Source organism: Kineococcus arenarius subsp. arenarius, assembly GCF_050871845.1.
Classification (GTDB): Bacteria; Actinomycetota; Actinomycetes; order Actinomycetales; family Kineococcaceae; genus Kineococcus.
This window is the reverse complement of sequence record NZ_JBJLSE010000004.1, coordinates 72,767-91,497: the sequence shown is the minus strand read 5'-3', so window position 1 is coordinate 91,497 and position 18,731 is coordinate 72,767. Positions and strand designations below refer to the sequence as shown.

Genomic DNA, 18,731 nt, shown 5'->3' with positions numbered 1-18,731 from the left:
ACAGGGCCACCCGGGATCCCGGGTGGCCCTGTCGCGTCGCGGGTGCGGCCTCAGGCGTCGGTGCGCCGGCGGCGGGAGGTCGCGACGAGGAACCCGCCGATGAACACGAGCCCCGCACCGGTCGCCACGTACGGGGCGATGTCGGTGCCGGTGTTCGCCAGGCGCCCGGTGCTCGCCGGGCGGGTGCTCGTGGTGCTCGGGCGGGTGGTGCGCACCGGCGCCGCGGGCGCCGACGTGGCGGGCGCGGTGGTGGGTGCGGTGGTCGGCGCCGTCGTGGGCACCGGTGCGGGGGCCGACGTGGTGGGCGACGGGCTCGGCGCCGGGGCGGCGGCGACCGCGGAGCGCGGTTCCTGGTCGGCGGTCAGCGGCTGGTTCTCGGGCAGGCCCAGGTAGGCGGTGAACGCCTCCAGGTCGGTCCGGCCCAGCTCGGTGCGCCCGGTGCCCTCGGCGAGGGTGGTGAAGTTGTCCCCGCCGGAGGCCAGGAAGCTGTTCACGGTCACCCGGTACGTCGCCGCCGGGTCCAGCTCCTGCCCGTCCAGCGTCACCGAGGTGACGTGCTGCCCGGCGGGGGCGTCCGGGTCGTAGGTGAAGAAGAACCCGTCGGAGACGCCGAGGGCCAGGAACGGGCGCGAGGAGCCCTCCGGCTGCCACTGCTCCTCCAGCACCTGGCGCACCTGCGCCCCGGTGAGGGTGAGGGTGACCACCGAGTTCGCGAACGGCTGCACGGCGGCGGCCTCGGCGTAGGTGACCACGCCGTCGCCCTCGGAACCGGACGCGGCGAACTCCAGGTCGTCGCGCACCCCGCCGGGGTTCATCAGGGCGATCTGCGCGCCCGCGCCCCGCGTCTGCTGCAGCTGCGCGTCGGCGATGAGGTTCGCCAGCGGCGACTGGGTGCCGCGGTCGTCCTCGGCGCCGGTGAACGCGCGGGTGACGTCGGCGGTGATGCGGCCGACGGGGCGGGCGCCCTCCTCCGCGGCGAACGCCACGGCCTCGTCGACGATCGCCTGCACCTGCGGGTCGGGCGTGAACCCCTGCACGGGGACCACCTCGTGCGCCTGGGCGACGACCTCGCCGGTGGCGTCGTCGACGTTCAGCACCAGGCGGTCCACGGCCGTGCCGTAGGACTCCGCGGACAGCACCGGCCGGGCGGCCTGCTTGCCCTCCACGGGGAACTCGCAGTCGTAGAGCATGTGCGTGTGCCCGGAGAGGATCGCGTCGATCTGCGCGGAGGCTCCCTGCACGATCTGCCCGAACTCGCCGGAGGTGCGCACCTCCTCGCAGTCGGTGCCCTCGGAACCGGAGTGGGCGAGCAGCACGACGACGTCGGCCTCGTCGTTGGCGGTGTCGCCGTCGGACAGCTGCGCGGCGACGCGGTTGGCGGCGGCCACCGGGTCGGTGAACTGCAACCCGGCGATGCCGTCGGGCGCCACGAGGCTCGGCGTGGCCTCCGTGACGACGCCGACGAAGCCGATGCGCACGCCGCCCACGTCGGTGGTGGCGAACGCGGGCATCGCGGGGCTGCCGTCGGCCCTCAGGACGTTCGCCCCCAGGTACGGGAAGCCGGCCAGGCCGCTCTCGCCGTCCACGCCGACGCGCTCCAGGAGGTCGTCGTAGCCCTTGTCGAACTCGTGGTTGCCCACCGCGGACACCGCCACGCCCATGGCGTCGAGCGCCTCGAGGGTGGGCTCGTCCTGCTGGATGAACGAGGTGAACGTCGAGGCGCCGATGTTGTCGCCGACCGAGACGGCCACGGTGTTCGGCTGCTCGGCGCGCATCGCGCCCAGCGCGCCGGCGAGCTGCGCGACGCCGCCGATCGGGGCGCCGTCCTCGGTCTCGTCGGGGGCCTCCAGGCGGCCGTGCAGGTCGTTGAACGCGCCGATCTGGACCTGCGTCTGCCCCGGGGCGGGGGCGGGCAGGAGCCCGGTGAGACCGGTGGCCCCCTCGGCGGCGACGGAGGCGGTCGGGCTGGGCGACGCGGTCCCGGTCGGCGAGGCGGTGGCCGTCGCGGTCGCGGTGGCCGTCGCGGTCGGCGAGGCGGTGGCGGTCGCGGTGGCGGTGGCGGTGGCGGTGGCGGCGGCCACGGGCGCGAACCCCGCGCAGACCACCCCCAGCGAACCCGTGAACGCCACGAGACCGACAGCAGGACCGACGAGTCGAACGAGGGGACGGCTCATGTGCTCGCTTCCGCGCGGGGGGACTGGCGGGCGGAGTCTGCCAGTCACAGGGCCCGCTTGGGAACGTCCGACACGTGAACTCCCCGTGCCGCTGCCGGCGCCGCCGGCCCGCGTCCTCAGCCGGCCGCGGACCCGGGTGCCGCGTGCCGCTGCCGCAGGGCGATCTGCACCCCGCGGTGGGCGACGCCCACGAGCCCCAGGTGGCTCGCCCGCGCCAGCGGCACCCACGAACCCAGGTCGGTGCTGCCGCCCACGTCCAGCACCTGCGGGGCGCGCACCTGCCGGGCCGTGGCGGTGACCAGCACCCGCACGGCGTGGAAGTCCTCCAGCACCCCGCGCGGGGAGCGGCCCGTGAAGTGCTCCGAGCCGATGTCGACGAGGCCGTCCACCTCGACCTCCATGCCGGTCTCCTCGTGGACCTCGCGCACGGCGGCGGCCAGCGGGTGCTCGCCGTGGTCCACCCCGCCGCCCGGCAGCGTCCAGCGCCCCGGGCTGGGGGTGATGGGCGACAGCCTGGTCAGCAGGATCTCGCGGTCGGGGCTGACCACCACCGCGTAGGCGGCCAGGCGCTGGCGCACCACGGGGGTGTCGTCGTCGGCGGGGACGTCCAGCCGGGCCAGTTCCGCGGGTTCCACCCGGGCGCGGGCGTCGTCGAGCAGGGGGTGCTCCCCGGGGTCCGGCACCCACCGGGCGGTGGTGCGCTCGCGCTGGGCGTGGTCGCCCACGTGCGCGGACAGGACCACGTGGACGGTGTGCAGGTCGACGCCGTCGGCGTGCCCGGGCACCTCCTCGCCGAGGGCCCGGCGCACCGCGTCGCGGATCTCCAGCGGGGGCCCGGTGCGGGCGGGCGGCGCACCGGCGGCGGTCAGCGCCCGCTGGGCGCCGGCGGCGGGCGTCTCGCCGTGCGCGAGGACCGCCCAGGGCAGCACCTCGCCGTCCGGGCCGGGGCTCACCAGCAGCTCACCGCGCGAGCGCAGCGCGACGTGCACCACCACGCGCTGCAGCGCGGGCCGCTCCCCCGTGGTCCCCGTCCCGGTCGTCGTCACGGGCGCCTCAGCCCACCGGCGGGCGGCCGGCCAGCTGCTCGCGCACCGCGCGCTGGTTCTTGCGCTCGGCGTAGAAGGACAGGAACGGCACGGTGCCGGCCAGGGCGGTGAGCAGCATCCGCGACCAGGGCCAGCGGACCCGGGTGCCCAGGTCGAAGGTCGTGATGAGCAGCAGGACGTAGAACAGGCCGTGCACGGGGCCCATGACGCGGGTGATGGAGTCGCCGCGGTCCAGCGCGTACTCCTGCACCATCCCGGCGACGACGAACAGCAGCCCGATGCCGGTGACCCACGCCATGACGCGGTAGCGGGTCAGGGCCGGGCGGATCCTGTCGGCGCCCTGCAGGGGCACTGCGGTGCGGTCGGCGCTCATCGGGTGGTGCTCACGTCTCGTCCTCCGGGACCGTCGGCGGGGTGGGGGTCACGATCCTGCCCGGGGGTGGTGGGGGCGGTGGGCGCGGGGTGCTCACGGGCCTCGCGCTCGAGGCGGGTGTCGCGCAGCGCCCGGCGCCACAGCACCAGGGCGAAGCCCGCGAACACCCACCACTGGGCGGCGTAGGCGAGGTTGCGCCAGTCCAGGTGGCGCGTGGACTCGCCGGGGTCGGCCGGCGGCACGGCGCGCAGCTGCGCGTCGGCCGGCTGCGCCGCGACGGGCTCGGCGGCGGTGACGTACGCGTTGGCGACCGGGTACTCGACGCGGTTGACCAGGTCCGCGGCGCTGACGACGGAGACCTGCGTCCGCGGCAGGGCGGTGGTGGACGGGGCCACGTCGGAGTTCTCCGGCGGCTGCACGACCCCGCGCAGGTCGACGGGGCCGGTGGGGGCGGCGGGGGCCGGCGCGCCCTCGGGCACCCAGCCCCGCACGACGGCCACGCCGGTGCCGTCGTCCAGGCGGACGACGCCCAGGACCCACGAACCGGCCGCCCCGTCGAGCGCGCGGCCGGGCACGAGCAGGTCGACCGCGGGGTCGAAGGTGCCGCGGACCTGCACGCGGCGGCCCACCTCGTCGTTCGAGAGCACCGCCCGGGCCGAGCCGGGCTCGGCGGCCGCGGAGACGACCTGCTCCACGGCCACGACGGGCGCGGTGGCCGGGGCCTGGCTGACCACGACGTTGCCGCGCTGCCACTGCCACGCGCCGAGCAGGACGCACACGGCGGCGGCCAGCCAGGCGACGACGGTCAGCACGACCGCCTGGGTGTTCGGCCGACGCGCCTCAGCGGGGTCGTGGAGGAGCTGGGCCACGGGGAAAGGGTACGTCGCGCGGGGGCACTCCCTCGGCCGGGCTGGTAGCGCTATTGTCGGTGACCATGCAGGGGGATAGCAGCGTCGCTCGGGTCACCACGGCGCTGCGCGAGCGCGCCCGGGCCCTGCCCACGGGGGCGAAGCTGCCCAGCAGCCGGGCCCTGGTGACCGAGCTGGGCGTGGGCCCGGTCACCGTCCAGCGCGCCGTGGACCGGCTCGTCGCCGACGGCACCGTCGTCACCCGCCCCGGCGCCGGCACCTTCGTGGCCCGGCCCACCGCGACCGCCACCGCCGACACCGGCTGGCAGCAGGTCGCCCTCGGCGCCTCCCCCGTGCAGGCCGGCGGGGTCGTCGCCGCCCTGAGCGCCCCGCCCGAGGACGTCCTGGACATGGCCCGCGGCTACCTCGACGTGGCGCTGCAGCCCACCTCGCGCCTGGCCGCCGCCAGCGCCCGCGCCGCGCGCCGCCCGCAGGCGTGGTCCGTGCCGCCGCCGGCGGGTCTGCCCGAGCTGCGCACCTGGTTCGCCGGCCAGCTCGGCGCCGACCGCGAGGACGTGCTCGTCACCCCCGGCGGGCAGGGGGCGCTGTCCACCGTGCTGCGCTCCCTCGTGCCCGCGGGCAGCCCCGTGCTCGTCGCGGTGCCCGGCTACCCCGGCGTCATCTCGCTGCTGCGCAGCGCCGGCCTGGTGCCGGTGCCGGTGCCCTCCGACGCCGACGGGGTGCGCCCGGACCTGCTGGAGCGGGCGTTCGCCACCACCGGCGCGCGCGTGCTGTACCTGCAGCCCACCTACGCCAACCCCGACGGCTCGGTGCTGTCCGCCGAGCGCCGCCGCCCCGTGCTGGAGGCCGCGGCGGCCGCGGGCGCCTTCGTCGTGGAGGACGACTACGCGCGCTGGCTGGGCCACGGGCCCACCCCCCCGCCGTCGCTGCTGCGCGACGACACCGACGGGCGCGTCATCACCGTGAACTCCCTGACGAAGGCCGCCGCCCCGAGCCTGCGCGTGGGCTGCGTCGTCGCCAGGGGGCCGGTGGCGCAGCGCATCGCGGCGCTGCGCGTCGTCGACGACCTGTTCGTCTCCCGCCCCCTGCAGGAGACCGCGCTGGAGCTCATCACCGGCGCCGGGTGGGGCGCGCACCTGCGGGCGCTGTCCGCCGCGCTGGCCGCCCGGGTGGACGCGGCGTGCACGGCGCTGACCCGGGAGCTGCCGGAGTGCTCCTGGACCCGCCCGCGCGGCGGGTTCTCGCTGTGGGTGCGCCTGCCCCGCGGGGTCGACGACGTCGACCTGGCCCGCCGCGCCCTCGGCGAGGGGGTCGCGGTGGGCCCGGGGCGGCACTACGTCGTCTCCGAGCAGGACACCGCGCACCTGCGCCTGTGCGTGGCGGGGCTGCCCACCGCGCAGGTGGCGGAGGCGGTGCGCCGCCTGGCCGCGGCGTTCTGAGGGGTCCCGGCCCCGGGGGGGTCAGCGCCGGTAGCGCTCCACGAACCGGCGCAGCACCCGCTGCGGGACCTCGGCGCGCGAGCCGCGCAGGCGCGCCACGAGAGCGTCGTGCTCCCCGGGCGGGAAGTACCCGGACCCCCGGTAGGCGTCCACGCGCGCGACGATCCCCTCGGCGTCCAGCTCGGGGTGGAACTGCGTCGCGTAGAGGTTGCGCCCCACCCGGAACGCCTGCACCGGGCAGGCCGGCGAGGAGGCCAGCACCACCGCGTCCGGCGGCGGCACCCGCAGCGCCTCCTTGTGCCCGACGTACGCGTCGAACGTGGTGGGCAGGGCACCGAACAGCGGGTCCTCGCGGCCGGCGGCGGTGAGGGTCACGGGCACCGTCCCGATGGGCTCGCCGTACGTGCGGTCCACGACGCCGCCCCGGTGCACGCCGAGCGTGCCGATGCCGTAGCAGGCCCCCAGGAACGGCGTGTCCGCGGCGACCACGCGGTCCAGCAACGCGGCCAGTTCCCGTTCGACGCGGCGCTGCACGGGGCTCTTGGCGTCCTCCGGGTCGCTGGTGCAGAACGGGCTGCCGCCGACGACGACGCCGGAGAACGCCTCGAGGTCCACCTCCGGCAGGGGTTCGCGCTCCAGGCGCACGCGCACCAGTTCCCCGGGGTGCAGCCCGCCGTAGCGCAGCACGGCAGCGTGCTCGGCGTCGGCCACGCCGTCGTGCTCACGGGTCGCCAGCAGCAGGAAGGGCCTCACCCGGCGCACGGTATCCGCGCCGGGCCCCGGGTCACCGGCCGGGCGCGGTGAGGGGGCGGTGCATGACGTGCAGCCCGACGAACCCGTGCTCGGGGTGGTCGAACGCCTCGGGAACGGTGGCCAGCACGCTGAAGCCCAGCGAGCGCCACAGCGCGACGGCGGCGCGGTTGGTCTCCACGACGGCGTTGAACTGGACCGCCCGGTACCCGTCGGTGCGGGCCAGCTCCAGGACGTGCTCGCCCAGCGCGCGACCCACGCCGCGGCCCTGCGCGGCGGGCGCGACCATGAAGCTGGCGGTGGCGACGTGGGAACCGCGGCCGGGCCGGTTGGGCCCGGTGATCGCCGATCCGAGCACCTCCTCGCCGTCGACGGCGACCACGGTGCGCCACGGCGGCGGCTGCATCCACAGCGCACGGGCCTGCTCGGAGGTCAGACCCTCCGGGTAGGCGTACGTCTCCCCCGCCGCGACGATCTCGGCGAAGAACGGGTGGATGAGCGGCCAGTCGTCCTCGGTGGCCTCACGGATGATCACCTCCCCAGCCTAGGCACCGGTGGATCGGCGACCGTGCCCGGTCGGGACATCCGCCCGGCGAGGAAGGAGCACACGGTGATCTGCAGCGGGTGGTACAGGACGATCGGCAGCGCGACGAGCCCCACGACGTGCGGGTCGAACAGCACCGTCGCCATCGGCAGCCCGGTGGCCAGGGACTTGTTCGACCCGCAGAACAGCACCGTCACCCGGTCCGCGCGCGTCGCGCCCCACAGCCGCGGTGCCCACCACGCCACCGCGAGCACCGTCACGAGCAGCACGAGCGCGCAGGCGAGCACCACGGCGACCTCCGCCGGGCGCACCTGCTGCCAGACCCCTTGCCGGACGCCCCGGCTGAACGCCGAGTACACCACCGCGACGATGACGCACCGGTCCAGGAACGACAGCGGACGGCGGTGCCGGCGCACCCAGGGGCCGATGGACCTGCCCGCGGCGAGGCCGACGAGGAACGGCACGAGCAGCTGCAGCACGATCCTGCCGATCCCGGCTGCGTCCGGCCCCACCCCGGAGGAACCCAGCAGCAGCGCCACCAGCAGCGGCGTGAGGCCGATCCCGGCGAGGTTGGAGACGGTGGCGCTGACGACCGCGGCGGGCACGTTCCCCTTCGCGAGGGAGGTGAACACCACGCACGACTGCACGGTCGACGGCAGCGCCGCCAGGAACAGCACCCCGGCCACCAGGCCGTCGTCGAGGAACCAGCCGGTCGTCAGCGCCAGCAGGGCCCCGAGGGCGGGGAACAGCACGTAGGTGGCGGTGGCGACCGCACCCTGCAGCCGCCAGTCCCGCAGACCGTGCAGGGCCTCGGCCGGCGCCATGCGCGCGCCGTAGACGAAGAACAGCAGGGCCACACCGCCGGTGGTCCCCCACGACAGGCCGGTGGCGACGAACCCGCCCGCCGGCAACAGCGCGGCGACCGCGATCGCGGCGAGGATGGCGAGCACGAAGGGTTCGACCCGGCGCAGGCCCGGGACGCTGGACCAGCGCAGCACCGCGTCAGGCTACGGCGCCGCCCGGAGCGCCCCGCTCGCGCGCACCCTGGGGTCTCAGCCCCGCAGGACCGAGTCCACGAAGGCGCCCGCGCGCCGGGCCAGGTCGGCGCGGCGCTCCTCCACGGTGCGGCCGGGATCCGGTCGCAGCGCGGCGGTGCCCCTGACGACCTCCACGCACCGCGCGCACGCCAGGTCGGCGCAGGCGTACACGCCGACGGTGTCGCCGCGGCGGCCGGCCGCGCCGGCGCGGGGCGCGGCGAACAGCGCGACGTCCCCGGCCGAGCGCGTGGTGCGGCACAGGTCGCACATCGCGGCGGCGCGCGCCCCGCCGCTGGAGGGGGCGCGCAGCACCAGGCCGCGGACCCCCTCGCCGTCGAGCACGAGCAGGCAGCCGCGTTCGGGTGCCTTGGGGTCGCGCCAGCCCACCACGGGCGTGAGCGCGGTGTCCGTCCCCCGCACCCAGGCGGGCACGTTCAGCCGTGACGCCTCCCCCTTGCTGCAGTTGCGCAGCGCGCGGCGCACCACGTCGTCGGTGAGCTCCTGCGGCGGCGCGCTCGCCCCGACCCCCTCGTCCACCACGGTTCCTCCTCCACGGGCTCGCGGCCCGTTCCTCGATCGGTCGTCCCCTCGAACGCGCGGCCGGTCAGGTGAGCGGCGCGTCGTCGCGCGGCCAGGACGCCAGCGCCCGGCCCACGCCCCGCAGCGTCGCCAGCCACGACGCCTCGCGGTCCCCCTCGGAACCGAAACCCCCTGCCGCCTCCAGGGTCACGAAACCGTGCAGGGCGCTGCGGCAGAACCGGATGGCGTCGGTCGACGCCTCGGGCGGGATGTCGTACCCCTCGAGCAGGCGGTAGCTCAGCCGGGCGATGCGCCGGTGCCCCTCGCTGGCGGCCGCGACCTCCGGCGGCAGCCGGACCGTCGTGGCGGCGTAGCGGCCGGGGTGCTCGAGCACGTAGCGGCGGAACGCCAGCGCGCACCGGGTCAGCGCCTCCTCGCCGGAGACGCCGGCGATCGCCTCCGCCAGCACCTCGGAGAACTCCGCGGCCGCCTGCGCGCTGACGCGCTGGCGCAGGTCGGCGGCGCTGCGCACGTGCGAGTACAGGCTCGCGTCGGCGACGCCGAACCGCCGGGCGAGGGCGGAGACGGTGACCTGCTCCAGACCCACCTCGTCGGCCAGGTCGGCCGCGGCCTCCACCAGCCGGCCGACCGTGATGCCTGCTCTGGGGGACACCACCCCTCCTTCCCTAGGCCTCCTAGGTAGAAACCTAGGAGGCCTAGGCAGCGCGTGTCCAGCGGGTTCTCACCCGCTCGCGGGCGGCCCGCACCGGACGCGACGAGGGCCGGGCACCGCGTGCGGTGCCCGGCCCTCGTCAGCGGCGGGAGCTCACTCCCACTCGATGGTCCCCGGCGGCTTGCTCGTGACGTCGAGGACGACGCGGTTCACCTCGGGCACCTCGTTGGTGATGCGGGTGGAGATGCGCGCCAGCACCTCGTACGGCAGGCGCGTCCAGTCCGCCGTCATGGCGTCCTCGGAGCTGACCGGGCGCAGCACCACCGGGTGGCCGTAGGTGCGCCCGTCGCCCTGCACGCCGACGGAGCGCACGTCCGCCAGCAGCACCACCGGGCACTGCCAGATCTCGCGGTCCAGGCCGGCGGCGGTCAGCTCCTCGCGGGCGATGGCGTCCGCCGCCCGCAGCGTCTCCAGCCGCTCGGGCGTGACCTCGCCGACGATGCGGATGCCCAGGCCGGGGCCGGGGAACGGCTGGCGCCACACCATCGCCTCGGGCAGGCCGAGCTGCTCGCCGACCGCGCGGACCTCGTCCTTGAACAGGGCGCGCAACGGCTCGACCAGCTCGAACTTCATGTCCTCGGGCAGGCCGCCGACGTTGTGGTGGCTCTTGATGGTGGCCGCACCGGTGCCGCCGCCGGACTCCACGACGTCCGGGTACAGCGTCCCCTGCACGAGGAAGCGCACCTCGCCGCTGCCGCCCTCGGCGGCGACGACGTCGCTCGCCGCCTGCTCGAACACGCGGATGAACTCCCGGCCGATGGTCTTGCGCTTGGCCTCCGGGTCGGTGATCCCGGCGAGGGCGTCGGCGAAGCGCTGCGCGGCGTCCACCACGTGCAGCTTCACCCCGGTGACGGCGACGAAGTCCTGCTCGACCTGCTCGGCCTCCCCCGCGCGCAGCAGGCCGTGGTCGACGAACACGCACGTGAGCTGATCACCCACCGCGCGCTGCACCAGCGCGGCGGCCACGGCGGAGTCCACGCCGCCGGACAGGCCGCAGATCACCTTGCCGTCGCCGACCTGGGCGCGGATGCGGGCGACCTGCTCGTCGATGACGTTGCCGGTCGTCCAGTCCGCCGGCACGCGCGCGCCCTCGCGCAGGAAGTTCACCAGCACGTCCTGCCCGTGGGTGGAGTGCTTGACCTCCGGGTGCCACTGCACCCCGTACAGCCGGCGCGCGTCGTCCTCGAACGCGGCGACCGGGGTGTCGGAGGAACTGGCGACGACGCGGAAACCCTCCGGGGCGCGCGCGACGCTGTCGCCGTGGGACATCCACACCGACTGCTCGGCGGGCTGGCCGCGCAGCAGCGTGGAGGCGGCCGGGTCGGTCAGCTGCGCCACCGTGCCGCCGTACTCGCGCCGGCCGGTGCGCTCGACCTCGCCGCCGAGGGCCTTGGCCATCGCCTGGAACCCGTAGCAGATGCCGAGGACCGGCACGCCGGCCTCGAACAGGGCGGGGTCGACCTGCGGGGCGTCCTCGGCGTACACGCTGGAGGGCCCGCCGGAGAGGATCACCGCGGCCGGGTCCTTGGCGAGGATCTCCGCCACCGGCGTGGTGCTGGGCACGATCTCGGAGTAGGCGTCGGCCTCGCGCACCCGCCGGGCGATGAGCTGGGCGTACTGGGCGCCGTAGTCGACGACCAGCACGGGGCGGTGGGCGCGCTCGGCGGCCACCTCGGCGGGCTGGCCGGCGGCCTGCGCGGCGGCCTCGGCGGGGCTGGTCTGGGCGGTCTCGGGCGCGTCCTGCGTCACGGTCCGAGGGTAGCCGCCGCGGGCACCGCCCCTGCGCGCCGCCCGGACCGCCCGCCACGACTCGTTGCCACGGCCCTCCACGCTGCGTAGCGTCCGTGCGGCAGTCCACTCGATGGCGAGGAGACGAGGAGACCCCGTGCGACCCACCCCCGCAGGACGCCGCCGACTGGCGGCCCTGAGCGCTGCAGCGATCACCCTGGCCCTGGCCCCCGCCGCGGCCGCCGCCCCCGACGGCCGCCGCCCCGGCGGCTCGCACGTCACCCGCGCCGACCGGGCCCTGGCCGCCACCTCGCTGCGCGAGGACCCGACCCGCGAGCGCTTCTACTTCGTGATGGCCGACCGCTTCGCCAACGGCGACACCGCCAACGACACCGGGGGATACGGCACCGACCCGCTGGTCAGCGGCTACGACCCCACCCACAAGGGCTTCTACCACGGCGGCGACCTGAAGGGGATCCTCGAGCGCCTGGACTACATCCAGGGCCTGGGCACGACGGCGATCTGGCTGACGCCGTCGTTCAAGAACAAGCCCGTCCAGGGCGAGGGTGCGAACACCTCCGCCGGCTACCACGGCTACTGGATCACCGACTTCACGCAGATCGACCCGCACCTGGGCACGAACGAGGAGCTGGAGCAGCTCGTCGACGCCGCGCACGACCGCGGCATCAAGGTGTTCTTCGACATCATCACCAACCACACCGCCGACGTGATCTCCTACGCGGAGGGCACCCAGCGCTACGTCCCCAAGGCCACCGAGCCGTACCGGGACGCGGCCGGGCAGCCGTTCGACGACCGCGAGTTCGCCGGCACCGGGCGGTTCCCGGAGCTGGACGCGCAGACGTCCTTCCCGTACACGCCCGTCGTCGCCCCGGACGAGCAGGACGTGAAGGTCCCCGGCTGGCTGAACGACCCCACGATGTACCACAACCGCGGCGACGCGCTGTTCAACGGCGGCGAGTCCGACCAGTACGGCGACTTCGTCGGCCTGGACGACCTGTTCACCGAGCGCCCCGAGGTCGTCGAGGGCATGGAGGACGTCTACGAGGCGTGGGTGGACTTCGGGATCGACGGCTTCCGCATCGACACCGTCAAGCACGTGGGCACGGAGTTCTGGCAGGAGTTCGCCCCCGCGATCGCCGAGCACGCCGCGGCGCGGGGGAACGAGGACTTCTTCTCCTTCGGGGAGGTGTACGACTCGAACCCGGAGTTCCTGTCGCGCTACACCACCGAGGCCGGGCTGCAGGCCACGCTGGACTTCGGGTTCCAGGCCCGCGCCCGCGCGTTCGGCAGCGGCGGCGACGCCGGTGCCCTGCGGGAGTTCTACGCGCAGGACGACTACTACACCGACGCCGACTCCAACGCCTACTCGCTGCCGACGTTCCTGGGCAACCACGACATGGGCCGCATCGGCGCGTTCCTGCGCCAGGACGGTGTGAGCGAGGACGAGCTGCTGCAGCGCGACCAGCTGGCGCACGCGCTGATGTACCTCACCCGGGGCCAGCCGGTCGTCTACTACGGCGACGAGCAGGGCTTCACCGGCGACGGCGGCGACCAGGACGCGCGCCAGGACCTGTTCGCCTCGCAGGTCGCCACGTACAACGACGACGACCTCATCGGCACCGACGCCACCACCGCGCAGGAGAACTTCGACACCTCGCACCCGCTGTACCGGCGGATCGCGGAACTGGCGCAGCTGCGCGAGGAGCACCCGGCGCTCGCCGACGGCGCGCAGATCGACCGCTACGCCTCCGACGGTGCCGGCGTGTACGCCTTCAGCCGCGTCGACGCCGGCGAGGACCGCGAGTACCTGGTGGCGGTGAACAACTCCGACCAGGAGCAGACCGTCACCTTCGACACCTTCAGCGAGCGCCGCGTCTTCCAGGGCCTGTGGCCGGCCGGCACCGGGAAGGTGCGCTCCGGCGCCTCCGGGGAGGTCACCGTCACCGTCCCGGCGCTGTCCGCGGTCGTCTGGCGCGCGACAGCGCCGCTGGAGCGGTCGAAGGCGGCCGCCACGCCGGTCTTCACCACGGACGGCACCGTGGGCGGGCGCGCCGAGGTCGGCGTCGACGTCCCCGGCGGCGACTTCAACCAGGTCACCTTCGCGTACCGCACCGCGGGCACGCGGGAGTGGACGCCGCTGGGCACGGACGACAACGCCCCGTACCGCGTCTTCCACGACGTCACCGACCTGCCCGAGGGCACGCGGCTGGAGTACCGCGCGGTCGTGCAGGACCACTCCGGCAACCTCGCCGCGGCAGGCACCTCCGCGAGCGTCGTGCCCCCGCCGCCGGCGCCCGGGGAACCACCCGCCGAGCCCGGCGCCCAGCCGGAGGCCGTCGCCGCCGCCGGCTCGTTCAACAGCGAGATCGGCTGCCCGGAGGACTGGCAGCCCGGGTGCGAGCAGGCGCAGCTGGCGCTGGACGGGACCACCGAGATGTGGACCCTGGAGGTGGACCTGCCGGAGGGCTCCTACGAGTACAAGGCGGCCCTGAACGGCGGCTGGGACGAGAACTACGGCGACGGCGGTGCGGCGAACGGCGGGAACATCCCGCTCGTCGTGCCGGCGGGCGGAGCGCGGGTGACGTTCACGTACGACCACGCCACCCACCTGATCACCGCGACGGCAGGGTAGCACGGCCGCCGGCCGCCGGCCGCCGGCCGCCGGGGTGCCCGGCGGCCGGCGCCCCACGGGTGCGGCGGCGCACCCCTCAGCCCGCCGGGGTGTGCTCGTGCCGGTGCTCCAGCTCCTCGGCGAAGCGCCGGCGGCGCACCAGGAAGAAGGCGGTCCCGGCCAGGGCGGTGCCCAGCAGGAAGAACTGCGGGAAGAAGCGCAGGTACCAGTGGCCGCCCCCGGGGTCGTAGACCTCCTCGCGCGGCCAGGCCATGTTCACGACCATGAGGGCACCGAACAGCACGGCGACGACGTTGACCGGCCACCCCCAGCGGCCCAGGCTGAAACCGGTCCGCGGCTGCGCGCCGTCGGCCGCCAGCGGGTGCCGCCGCCCCCTCGCCCGGCGCACCAGGGCCGGCACCGTCACCAGCAGGTAGGCGAGGTAGACGATCACCACCGCGACGCTCGTCACGGCGGTGAAAACCCCCGCGCGCCCCAGGTTGACCAGCAGCACCAGCACGGCCGCCACCGCCACGACGACCACGGCCCGGACCGGGGTGCCGGTGCGGGGGTTCACGTGCGCCAGGAACCGGGAGCAGGGCAGCGCGCCGTCGCGGGCCATGCTGAACGCCACCCGCGACGCCGAGGTCTGGATGGCCAGCAGGGCCGCCAGGATCGCGACGGCCACGACGACGAGCAGGGCGGTGCCCAGCGCGGTGCCGAGCTGGCTGGTGACGACGTAGGAGATCCCGACCGACGCGAGCCGGCCGTCGGTGAGGCTGGGTGCGGCCATGAGCGCCGCCACCAGGAGGAGGGCACCGCCGACCGCGGAGGCGCCCAGCGCCTGCAGGATGGCCCGCGGCGTGGTGCGGCGCGGGTTCCTCGTCTCCTCCGACAGCTCGGCGGCGCTGTCGAACCCGTACATGACGTACGCGGCCATGAGCGAGGAGGCCAGGAACGGCCACACGTAGCTGCCCGAACCCGGTGGGCGGCCGGTCTCCAGCAGGACCCCCGGGCCCCGTTCCGCGTGGGCGAACAGCAGCGCGATGAGCAGGACGACCCCGACGATCTCGCAGGCGATGCCCGTGACGTTCACCACCGACATCACCTTGACGCCGACCCCGCCGACGACCGTCGCCAGCGCGATGAGCACCACGCCGAGGACGATGGCGTTCGTCGCGCCCGTGCGGCTGTCCAGCGCGGGATCACCACCGACCACCTGGAACCCGCTCCAGATCGCCGGCAGGACGCTCTGCGCGGCGACCGCGATCGCCGCGACGCTCACGACGTACCCCAGGAGCATCCACCAGCCGGCGAACCAGCCGACCGTCGTGCCCGCCAGGCGGCGCGACCACTGGAAGATGCAGCCTGCGACGGGCGTGTGGCCGGCCAGCTCGGCGAACACGAGCGCGACGCAGAGCTGACCGGCGATGACCAGCGGCCAGGTCCAGAAGAACGCCGGACCGCCGAAGGCGTACCCGAACGAGAACAGCTGGAAGACCGTGGTGAGGATCGAGACGAAGGAGAACCCGGCGGCGAACGCACCCACGGCGCCGACGTCACGGCGCAACCCGCGGCGGCGATCGCCGTCTCCCGACCGGCCGGAGAGCGGTCGCGCGTCGGCGTCTGGCCGGTGGGTGGTCATCGACAGGCTCTCCCGTGCACAAGACCGTGCGGGCGAGCCGTTTGCACCCGGGCGGGGGGACCGCACGTCCCCTCCGGGCGCCGCGCCGCGCGGGCGGGCGGGCGCCGGCCACCAGTACACCCCACGGCGGCGCGCGGCGCGCGGCGGGCCGAGGGCTGCCGGTGCGGCACGGACCGGACGGGCCCACCGAGGGCGTCGCGGCCCCTCCCCCACCCGCGGGCCCGTGCCGCGTCAGACGAGCTCGACGCGGGAGCGGTCGTGGTGGGCCGTGAAGACCGTGGCGCCGGCCTCCTGCTCCGCCTGGTTGCCGACACCCAGGTCGATGCCGGGACGGTCGCGCAGCAGGCACGTCGCGACGACGGCGAGCACGAACATCCCGGCGAGGTAGACCCCGACCGCCGTGAGCGTGCCGTGCTCCTGCACGAGCGCCTGGGCGATGGTGGGGGCGAAGGCCCCGCCGAGGATGGCGCCGAGCGCGTAGGAGATCGCGACGCCCGAGAAGCGCACCGACGCGGGGAAGATCTCGCTGTACCAGGCCGCCTGCGGCCCGTAGGTCAGCCCGAGACCCGCCGAGAACAGGGCCAGGCCGGCCAGGAGCATCCAGACGTCGCCGCTGGCGACGAGGGCGAACACCGGGAAGACGGCGGCCAGCAGCAGCGCGTACCCGATGAGGTAGGTGCGCTTGCGCCCGATCCGGTCGGCCATCAGCGCGGAGACGTAGGTGAACACGCCCCACAGCGCCGCCGCGGCGGTGATGGCCAGCAGCACGGGCGTGCGGTCCAGGCCGACCGGGCCGTCGGGGTCGGTGGTGTAGTTCGTGATGAACCCACCGGTCGTCATGTACCCCGCGGCGTTGTTCCCCGCGAACACCAGCGCCGCCAGCAGCACGAGCAGCCAGTGCCGCCGGAACAGCTCCACCACCGGGACCCTGGGCCGCACGCTCTGGGCGCGCATCTCCTGGAACACGGGCGACTCGTCGACCGTCCTGCGCACGAGGAACCCGATGCCGATGAGCAGGAAGCTCAGCAGGAACGGGACCCGCCAGCCCCAGGCGGTGAAGGCGTCACCGGGTGAGACGACCCCCGTCATCAGCGCCGTCACCCCCGAGGCGAGCAGCATGCCGAGGGGGACGCCGAGCTGGGGGAACGACCCGGCGCGGGCGCGGTGGCGGCGGTCGGCGTGCTCCACGGACATGAGCACGGCACCGCCCCACTCCCCGCCGGCGGCGAGGCCCTGCAGGATGCGCAGGAGCAGCAGCAGGACCGGGGCCAGCACGCCGGCGCTGTCGTAGGTGGGCAGCACGCCGATCAGGGTGGTCGCCCCGCCCATGAGGACGAGGGTGAGGACGAGCACGGCCCGGCGGCCGATGCGGTCCCCGAAGTGACCGGCGAGGAACGCGCCGAGGGGGCGGAACAGGAAGCTGACGCCGACGGTGGCGAAGGCCAGCAGCAGGCCGATGCGCTCCCCGGCGGGGGCGAAGAACGCCTGGGCGAACACGAGCCCGGCGGCGGTGCCGTAGATGAAGAAGTCGTACCACTCGATCGTGGTGCCGACGAGGGTCGCCATCGCGATCCTGCGCCGTCCCGCTGCGGTGGTGGCGTCGGTCCTGGAGGAGGTCGTGGCGGTCATGCCGTCTCCTTGAGCCGGGGCCCGCTCCTGCGCGAGCCGTGGGTCCTGCGGTGCTGGCGGGGTGCGCCGGCCCTGCGCGGTCGGGGTGCCACCGGCCCCGCGCTCGTCGCGCTCCGGGCGGGTTCCCCGCCGGGACCGGCCGCGCTGCCGGTGCACGCCGACGTTCGCAGTCGCCGCAGTTCGTGTAAAGCGGAGACGATCGAGGTGCAAACCCGGTTCTGCCGGTGTTGGGCTCCGCGTCAGGACGCCCGTGGGCGTTCCCGGGCCCGCGGCGTCACCCCCGCACGGTGAACGCGTCGAGCGGCGTCCCGGCCTCGTAGGGGCCGAAGAACAGGTCGGCGCCGTCCCCGGTCAGCGTCACGCCCGAGCCGTCGGTCCCGTCGAAACCCGCGACGTCGGCGAACGGCAGCCGGTCGCGGGGCTCGTCGGGGTCGGCGATCTCCAGCACCCACCCGCCGGCGACCGGCACCAGCCCCGGCTCGCGCAGGACGACGCGCATCAGCCCGCCGTGACCGGTGAGCACCACCGCCCCGCGGAAGCGCAGCCCCGCTCCGCGGGCGGCGGACCCCGGGAAGGCGAAGGCGCCCCCTTCGCGCACGGCGCCGTCGAGCAGGTCCACCCGGCCGTCGGGCGTGCGCGAGACGTAGCGCAGCAGCGACTCCTTGACGCCCCACACGAGCGCGCTCACGCGGCACCCCCGGTCCACCGGATCGAGTGGGCGAACGCGATCAGGGCGCGCACCCGCTCGGGCGGGTCCACGCTCGCCGACCAGATGACGTCGATGCCGACGGGTTCCACGGGGGGCTCGATCTCCTTGACCGCGAGGGGGTAGCCCTCGTAGCTGCGCCGGTTGGCGGGCCGCTGCACCAGGACGCCGTAGCCCAGGCCGCGCCCGACGAGGGTGCGGACCGCCTCGTAGCTGCCGGTGCGGTGACGCACGCGGGGGGTCAGCCCGCGGGCGGCGAACATCGACAGCGTGTGCTCGCTGGACGGTGGCGCGTCCAGCAGGATGAGGTCGCGCTCGACGAGGTCCTCCAGCCGCACCGCGTCGGCGCCGGCGAGGGGGTCCTCGGCGGAGAGGAGCACGTGCGCCGGCAGCGCGAAGAGGCGCTCGCGCCGCGGGCACCCGGGGACGAGCGTCTCGTAGACGAAGGCGACGTCCACCTCGCCGGACTCGATCCGGCCGGCCAGGCGGTCGTGGGTGACCTCCAGCAGGTGCAGCTCCACGCGCGGGTGGGCCGCGGCGAAGTCGTGCAGCAGCGTGGGCAGCACGGTGGGCACCAGGGTCGGGTAGCACCCGATGGTGATGGGCCCCACGAGCTCGCCGGGCACGCCCCGCAGCTCGGCCGCGAGCTCGCGGGCCGCGGCGAGCAGCGGGCGCGCACGGTCGACGACGTGCGCACCGGCGCTGGTCAGCGTGGCCCCGTGGGCACGGCGGCGCAGTGTCAGGGGGGTGCCGAGCAGCCGGTCCAGCTCGCTGAGGGCGTCGGAGAGGGCGGACGGGGAGACGTGCAGCTCGCGGGCGGCGGCGGAGATGGTGCCCGCGTCCGCGACGGCCACGAGGTAGGCGAGCTGGCGGAGGGTGAAGTCCGGGACGGGCACCACGTCGAGAC

At 75.4% G+C, this 18,731-nt stretch carries 16 protein-coding genes; 2 read left to right on the top strand and 14 right to left on the bottom strand.

What is annotated here, in order from left to right; all coding sequences use genetic code 11:
* Positions 1-50: 50 nt before the first annotated feature.
* From ACRYM0_RS02535 to ACRYM0_RS02520, 4 genes are all read right to left on the bottom strand, one after another.
* On the bottom strand, positions 51-2,174 hold the full coding sequence (locus ACRYM0_RS02535) for a bifunctional metallophosphatase/5'-nucleotidase (RefSeq protein ID WP_432501798.1): 2,124 nt from the start codon (positions 2,172-2,174) through the stop codon (positions 51-53).
* A gap of 116 nt (positions 2,175-2,290) precedes the next feature.
* Complete coding sequence (locus tag ACRYM0_RS02530) at positions 2,291-3,220, bottom strand: NUDIX hydrolase (protein WP_432501796.1); 930 nt, start codon at positions 3,218-3,220, stop codon at positions 2,291-2,293.
* 7 nt (positions 3,221-3,227) lie between these two features.
* A complete protein-coding gene (locus ACRYM0_RS02525) occupies positions 3,228-3,593 on the bottom strand; it encodes a DUF3817 domain-containing protein (RefSeq protein ID WP_432501794.1) in 366 nt (121 codons plus the stop codon).
* Positions 3,590-4,462 carry an SURF1 family protein gene (locus ACRYM0_RS02520; protein WP_432501792.1) on the bottom strand — a complete coding sequence of 291 codons (873 nt, stop codon included), beginning with the start codon at positions 4,460-4,462 and terminating at the stop codon, positions 3,590-3,592. The genes ACRYM0_RS02525 and ACRYM0_RS02520 overlap by 4 nt, the downstream gene beginning before the upstream one ends.
* A gap of 65 nt (positions 4,463-4,527) precedes the next feature.
* Between ACRYM0_RS02520 and ACRYM0_RS02515 the strand changes: the two genes are divergently transcribed.
* Positions 4,528-5,901: an aminotransferase-like domain-containing protein gene (locus tag ACRYM0_RS02515; RefSeq protein WP_432501790.1), complete on the top strand. Its 1,374-nt coding sequence runs from the start codon at positions 4,528-4,530 to the stop codon at positions 5,899-5,901.
* A 21-nt stretch (positions 5,902-5,922) separates the two neighbouring features.
* Here ACRYM0_RS02515 and ACRYM0_RS02510 read toward each other — a convergent pair whose 3' ends face one another.
* From ACRYM0_RS02510 to guaA, 6 genes are all read right to left on the bottom strand, one after another.
* Positions 5,923-6,654 carry a glutamine amidotransferase gene (locus ACRYM0_RS02510; RefSeq protein ID WP_432501788.1) on the bottom strand — a complete coding sequence of 244 codons (732 nt, stop codon included), beginning with the start codon at positions 6,652-6,654 and terminating at the stop codon, positions 5,923-5,925.
* A gap of 31 nt (positions 6,655-6,685) precedes the next feature.
* A complete protein-coding gene (locus tag ACRYM0_RS02505) occupies positions 6,686-7,186 on the bottom strand; it encodes a GNAT family N-acetyltransferase (protein ID WP_432501786.1) in 501 nt (166 codons plus the stop codon).
* Entirely contained in the window at positions 7,183-8,193 is a 1,011-nt protein-coding gene (locus ACRYM0_RS02500; protein ID WP_432501783.1) for a bile acid:sodium symporter family protein, read from the bottom strand. Before ACRYM0_RS02500 ends, ACRYM0_RS02505 begins: the two co-directional genes overlap by 4 nt.
* A 54-nt stretch (positions 8,194-8,247) precedes the next feature.
* A complete protein-coding gene (locus ACRYM0_RS02495) occupies positions 8,248-8,772 on the bottom strand; it encodes an FBP domain-containing protein (protein WP_432501781.1) in 525 nt (174 codons plus the stop codon).
* Between the two features lie 64 nt (positions 8,773-8,836).
* Complete coding sequence (locus tag ACRYM0_RS02490; protein WP_432501779.1) at positions 8,837-9,424, bottom strand: TetR/AcrR family transcriptional regulator; 588 nt, start codon at positions 9,422-9,424, stop codon at positions 8,837-8,839.
* 153 nt (positions 9,425-9,577) lie between these two features.
* Entirely contained in the window at positions 9,578-11,155 is a 1,578-nt protein-coding gene (gene guaA, locus ACRYM0_RS02485) for a glutamine-hydrolyzing GMP synthase (protein WP_432501805.1), read from the bottom strand.
* Positions 11,156-11,369: 214 nt separating this feature from the next.
* Between guaA and ACRYM0_RS02480 the strand changes: the two genes are divergently transcribed.
* Positions 11,370-13,865 carry an alpha-amylase family glycosyl hydrolase gene (locus ACRYM0_RS02480; protein WP_432501777.1) on the top strand — a complete coding sequence of 832 codons (2,496 nt, stop codon included), beginning with the start codon at positions 11,370-11,372 and terminating at the stop codon, positions 13,863-13,865.
* A 76-nt stretch (positions 13,866-13,941) separates the two neighbouring features.
* Here the strand turns inward: ACRYM0_RS02480 and ACRYM0_RS02475 are convergent, their stop codons facing one another.
* From ACRYM0_RS02475 to ACRYM0_RS02460, 4 genes are all read right to left on the bottom strand, one after another.
* Positions 13,942-15,489, bottom strand: a complete 1,548-nt coding sequence (locus tag ACRYM0_RS02475) for an APC family permease (protein ID WP_432501775.1) — start codon at positions 15,487-15,489, stop codon at positions 13,942-13,944.
* Between the two features lie 231 nt (positions 15,490-15,720).
* The gene (locus ACRYM0_RS02470; protein ID WP_432501773.1) at positions 15,721-17,118 is read right to left on the bottom strand and encodes an MFS transporter; all 1,398 of its coding nucleotides are present in this window, start codon (positions 17,116-17,118) and stop codon (positions 15,721-15,723) included.
* A gap of 274 nt (positions 17,119-17,392) precedes the next feature.
* A complete protein-coding gene (locus ACRYM0_RS02465; protein ID WP_432501771.1) occupies positions 17,393-17,806 on the bottom strand; it encodes an HtaA domain-containing protein in 414 nt (137 codons plus the stop codon).
* Positions 17,803-18,723: a LysR family transcriptional regulator gene (locus ACRYM0_RS02460; RefSeq protein WP_432501769.1), complete on the bottom strand. Its 921-nt coding sequence runs from the start codon at positions 18,721-18,723 to the stop codon at positions 17,803-17,805. Before ACRYM0_RS02460 ends, ACRYM0_RS02465 begins: the two co-directional genes overlap by 4 nt.
* Between the last annotated feature and the right edge of the window lie 8 nt (positions 18,724-18,731).

Bases quoted from the DNA above. Each gene is read 5' to 3' on its own strand.
- ACRYM0_RS02535 (WP_432501798.1), bottom strand. From the start codon at position 2,174: ATGAGCCGTCCCCTCGTTCGACTCGTCGGTCCTGCTGTCGGTCTCGTG.
- ACRYM0_RS02525 (WP_432501794.1), bottom strand. From the start codon at position 3,593: ATGAGCGCCGACCGCACCGCAGTGCCCCTGCAGGGCGCCGACAGGATC.
- ACRYM0_RS02515 (WP_432501790.1), top strand. From the start codon at position 4,528: ATGCAGGGGGATAGCAGCGTCGCTCGGGTCACCACGGCGCTGCGCGAG.
- ACRYM0_RS02475 (WP_432501775.1), bottom strand. From the start codon at position 15,489: ATGACCACCCACCGGCCAGACGCCGACGCGCGACCGCTCTCCGGCCGG.
- ACRYM0_RS02470 (WP_432501773.1), bottom strand. From the start codon at position 17,118: ATGACCGCCACGACCTCCTCCAGGACCGACGCCACCACCGCAGCGGGA.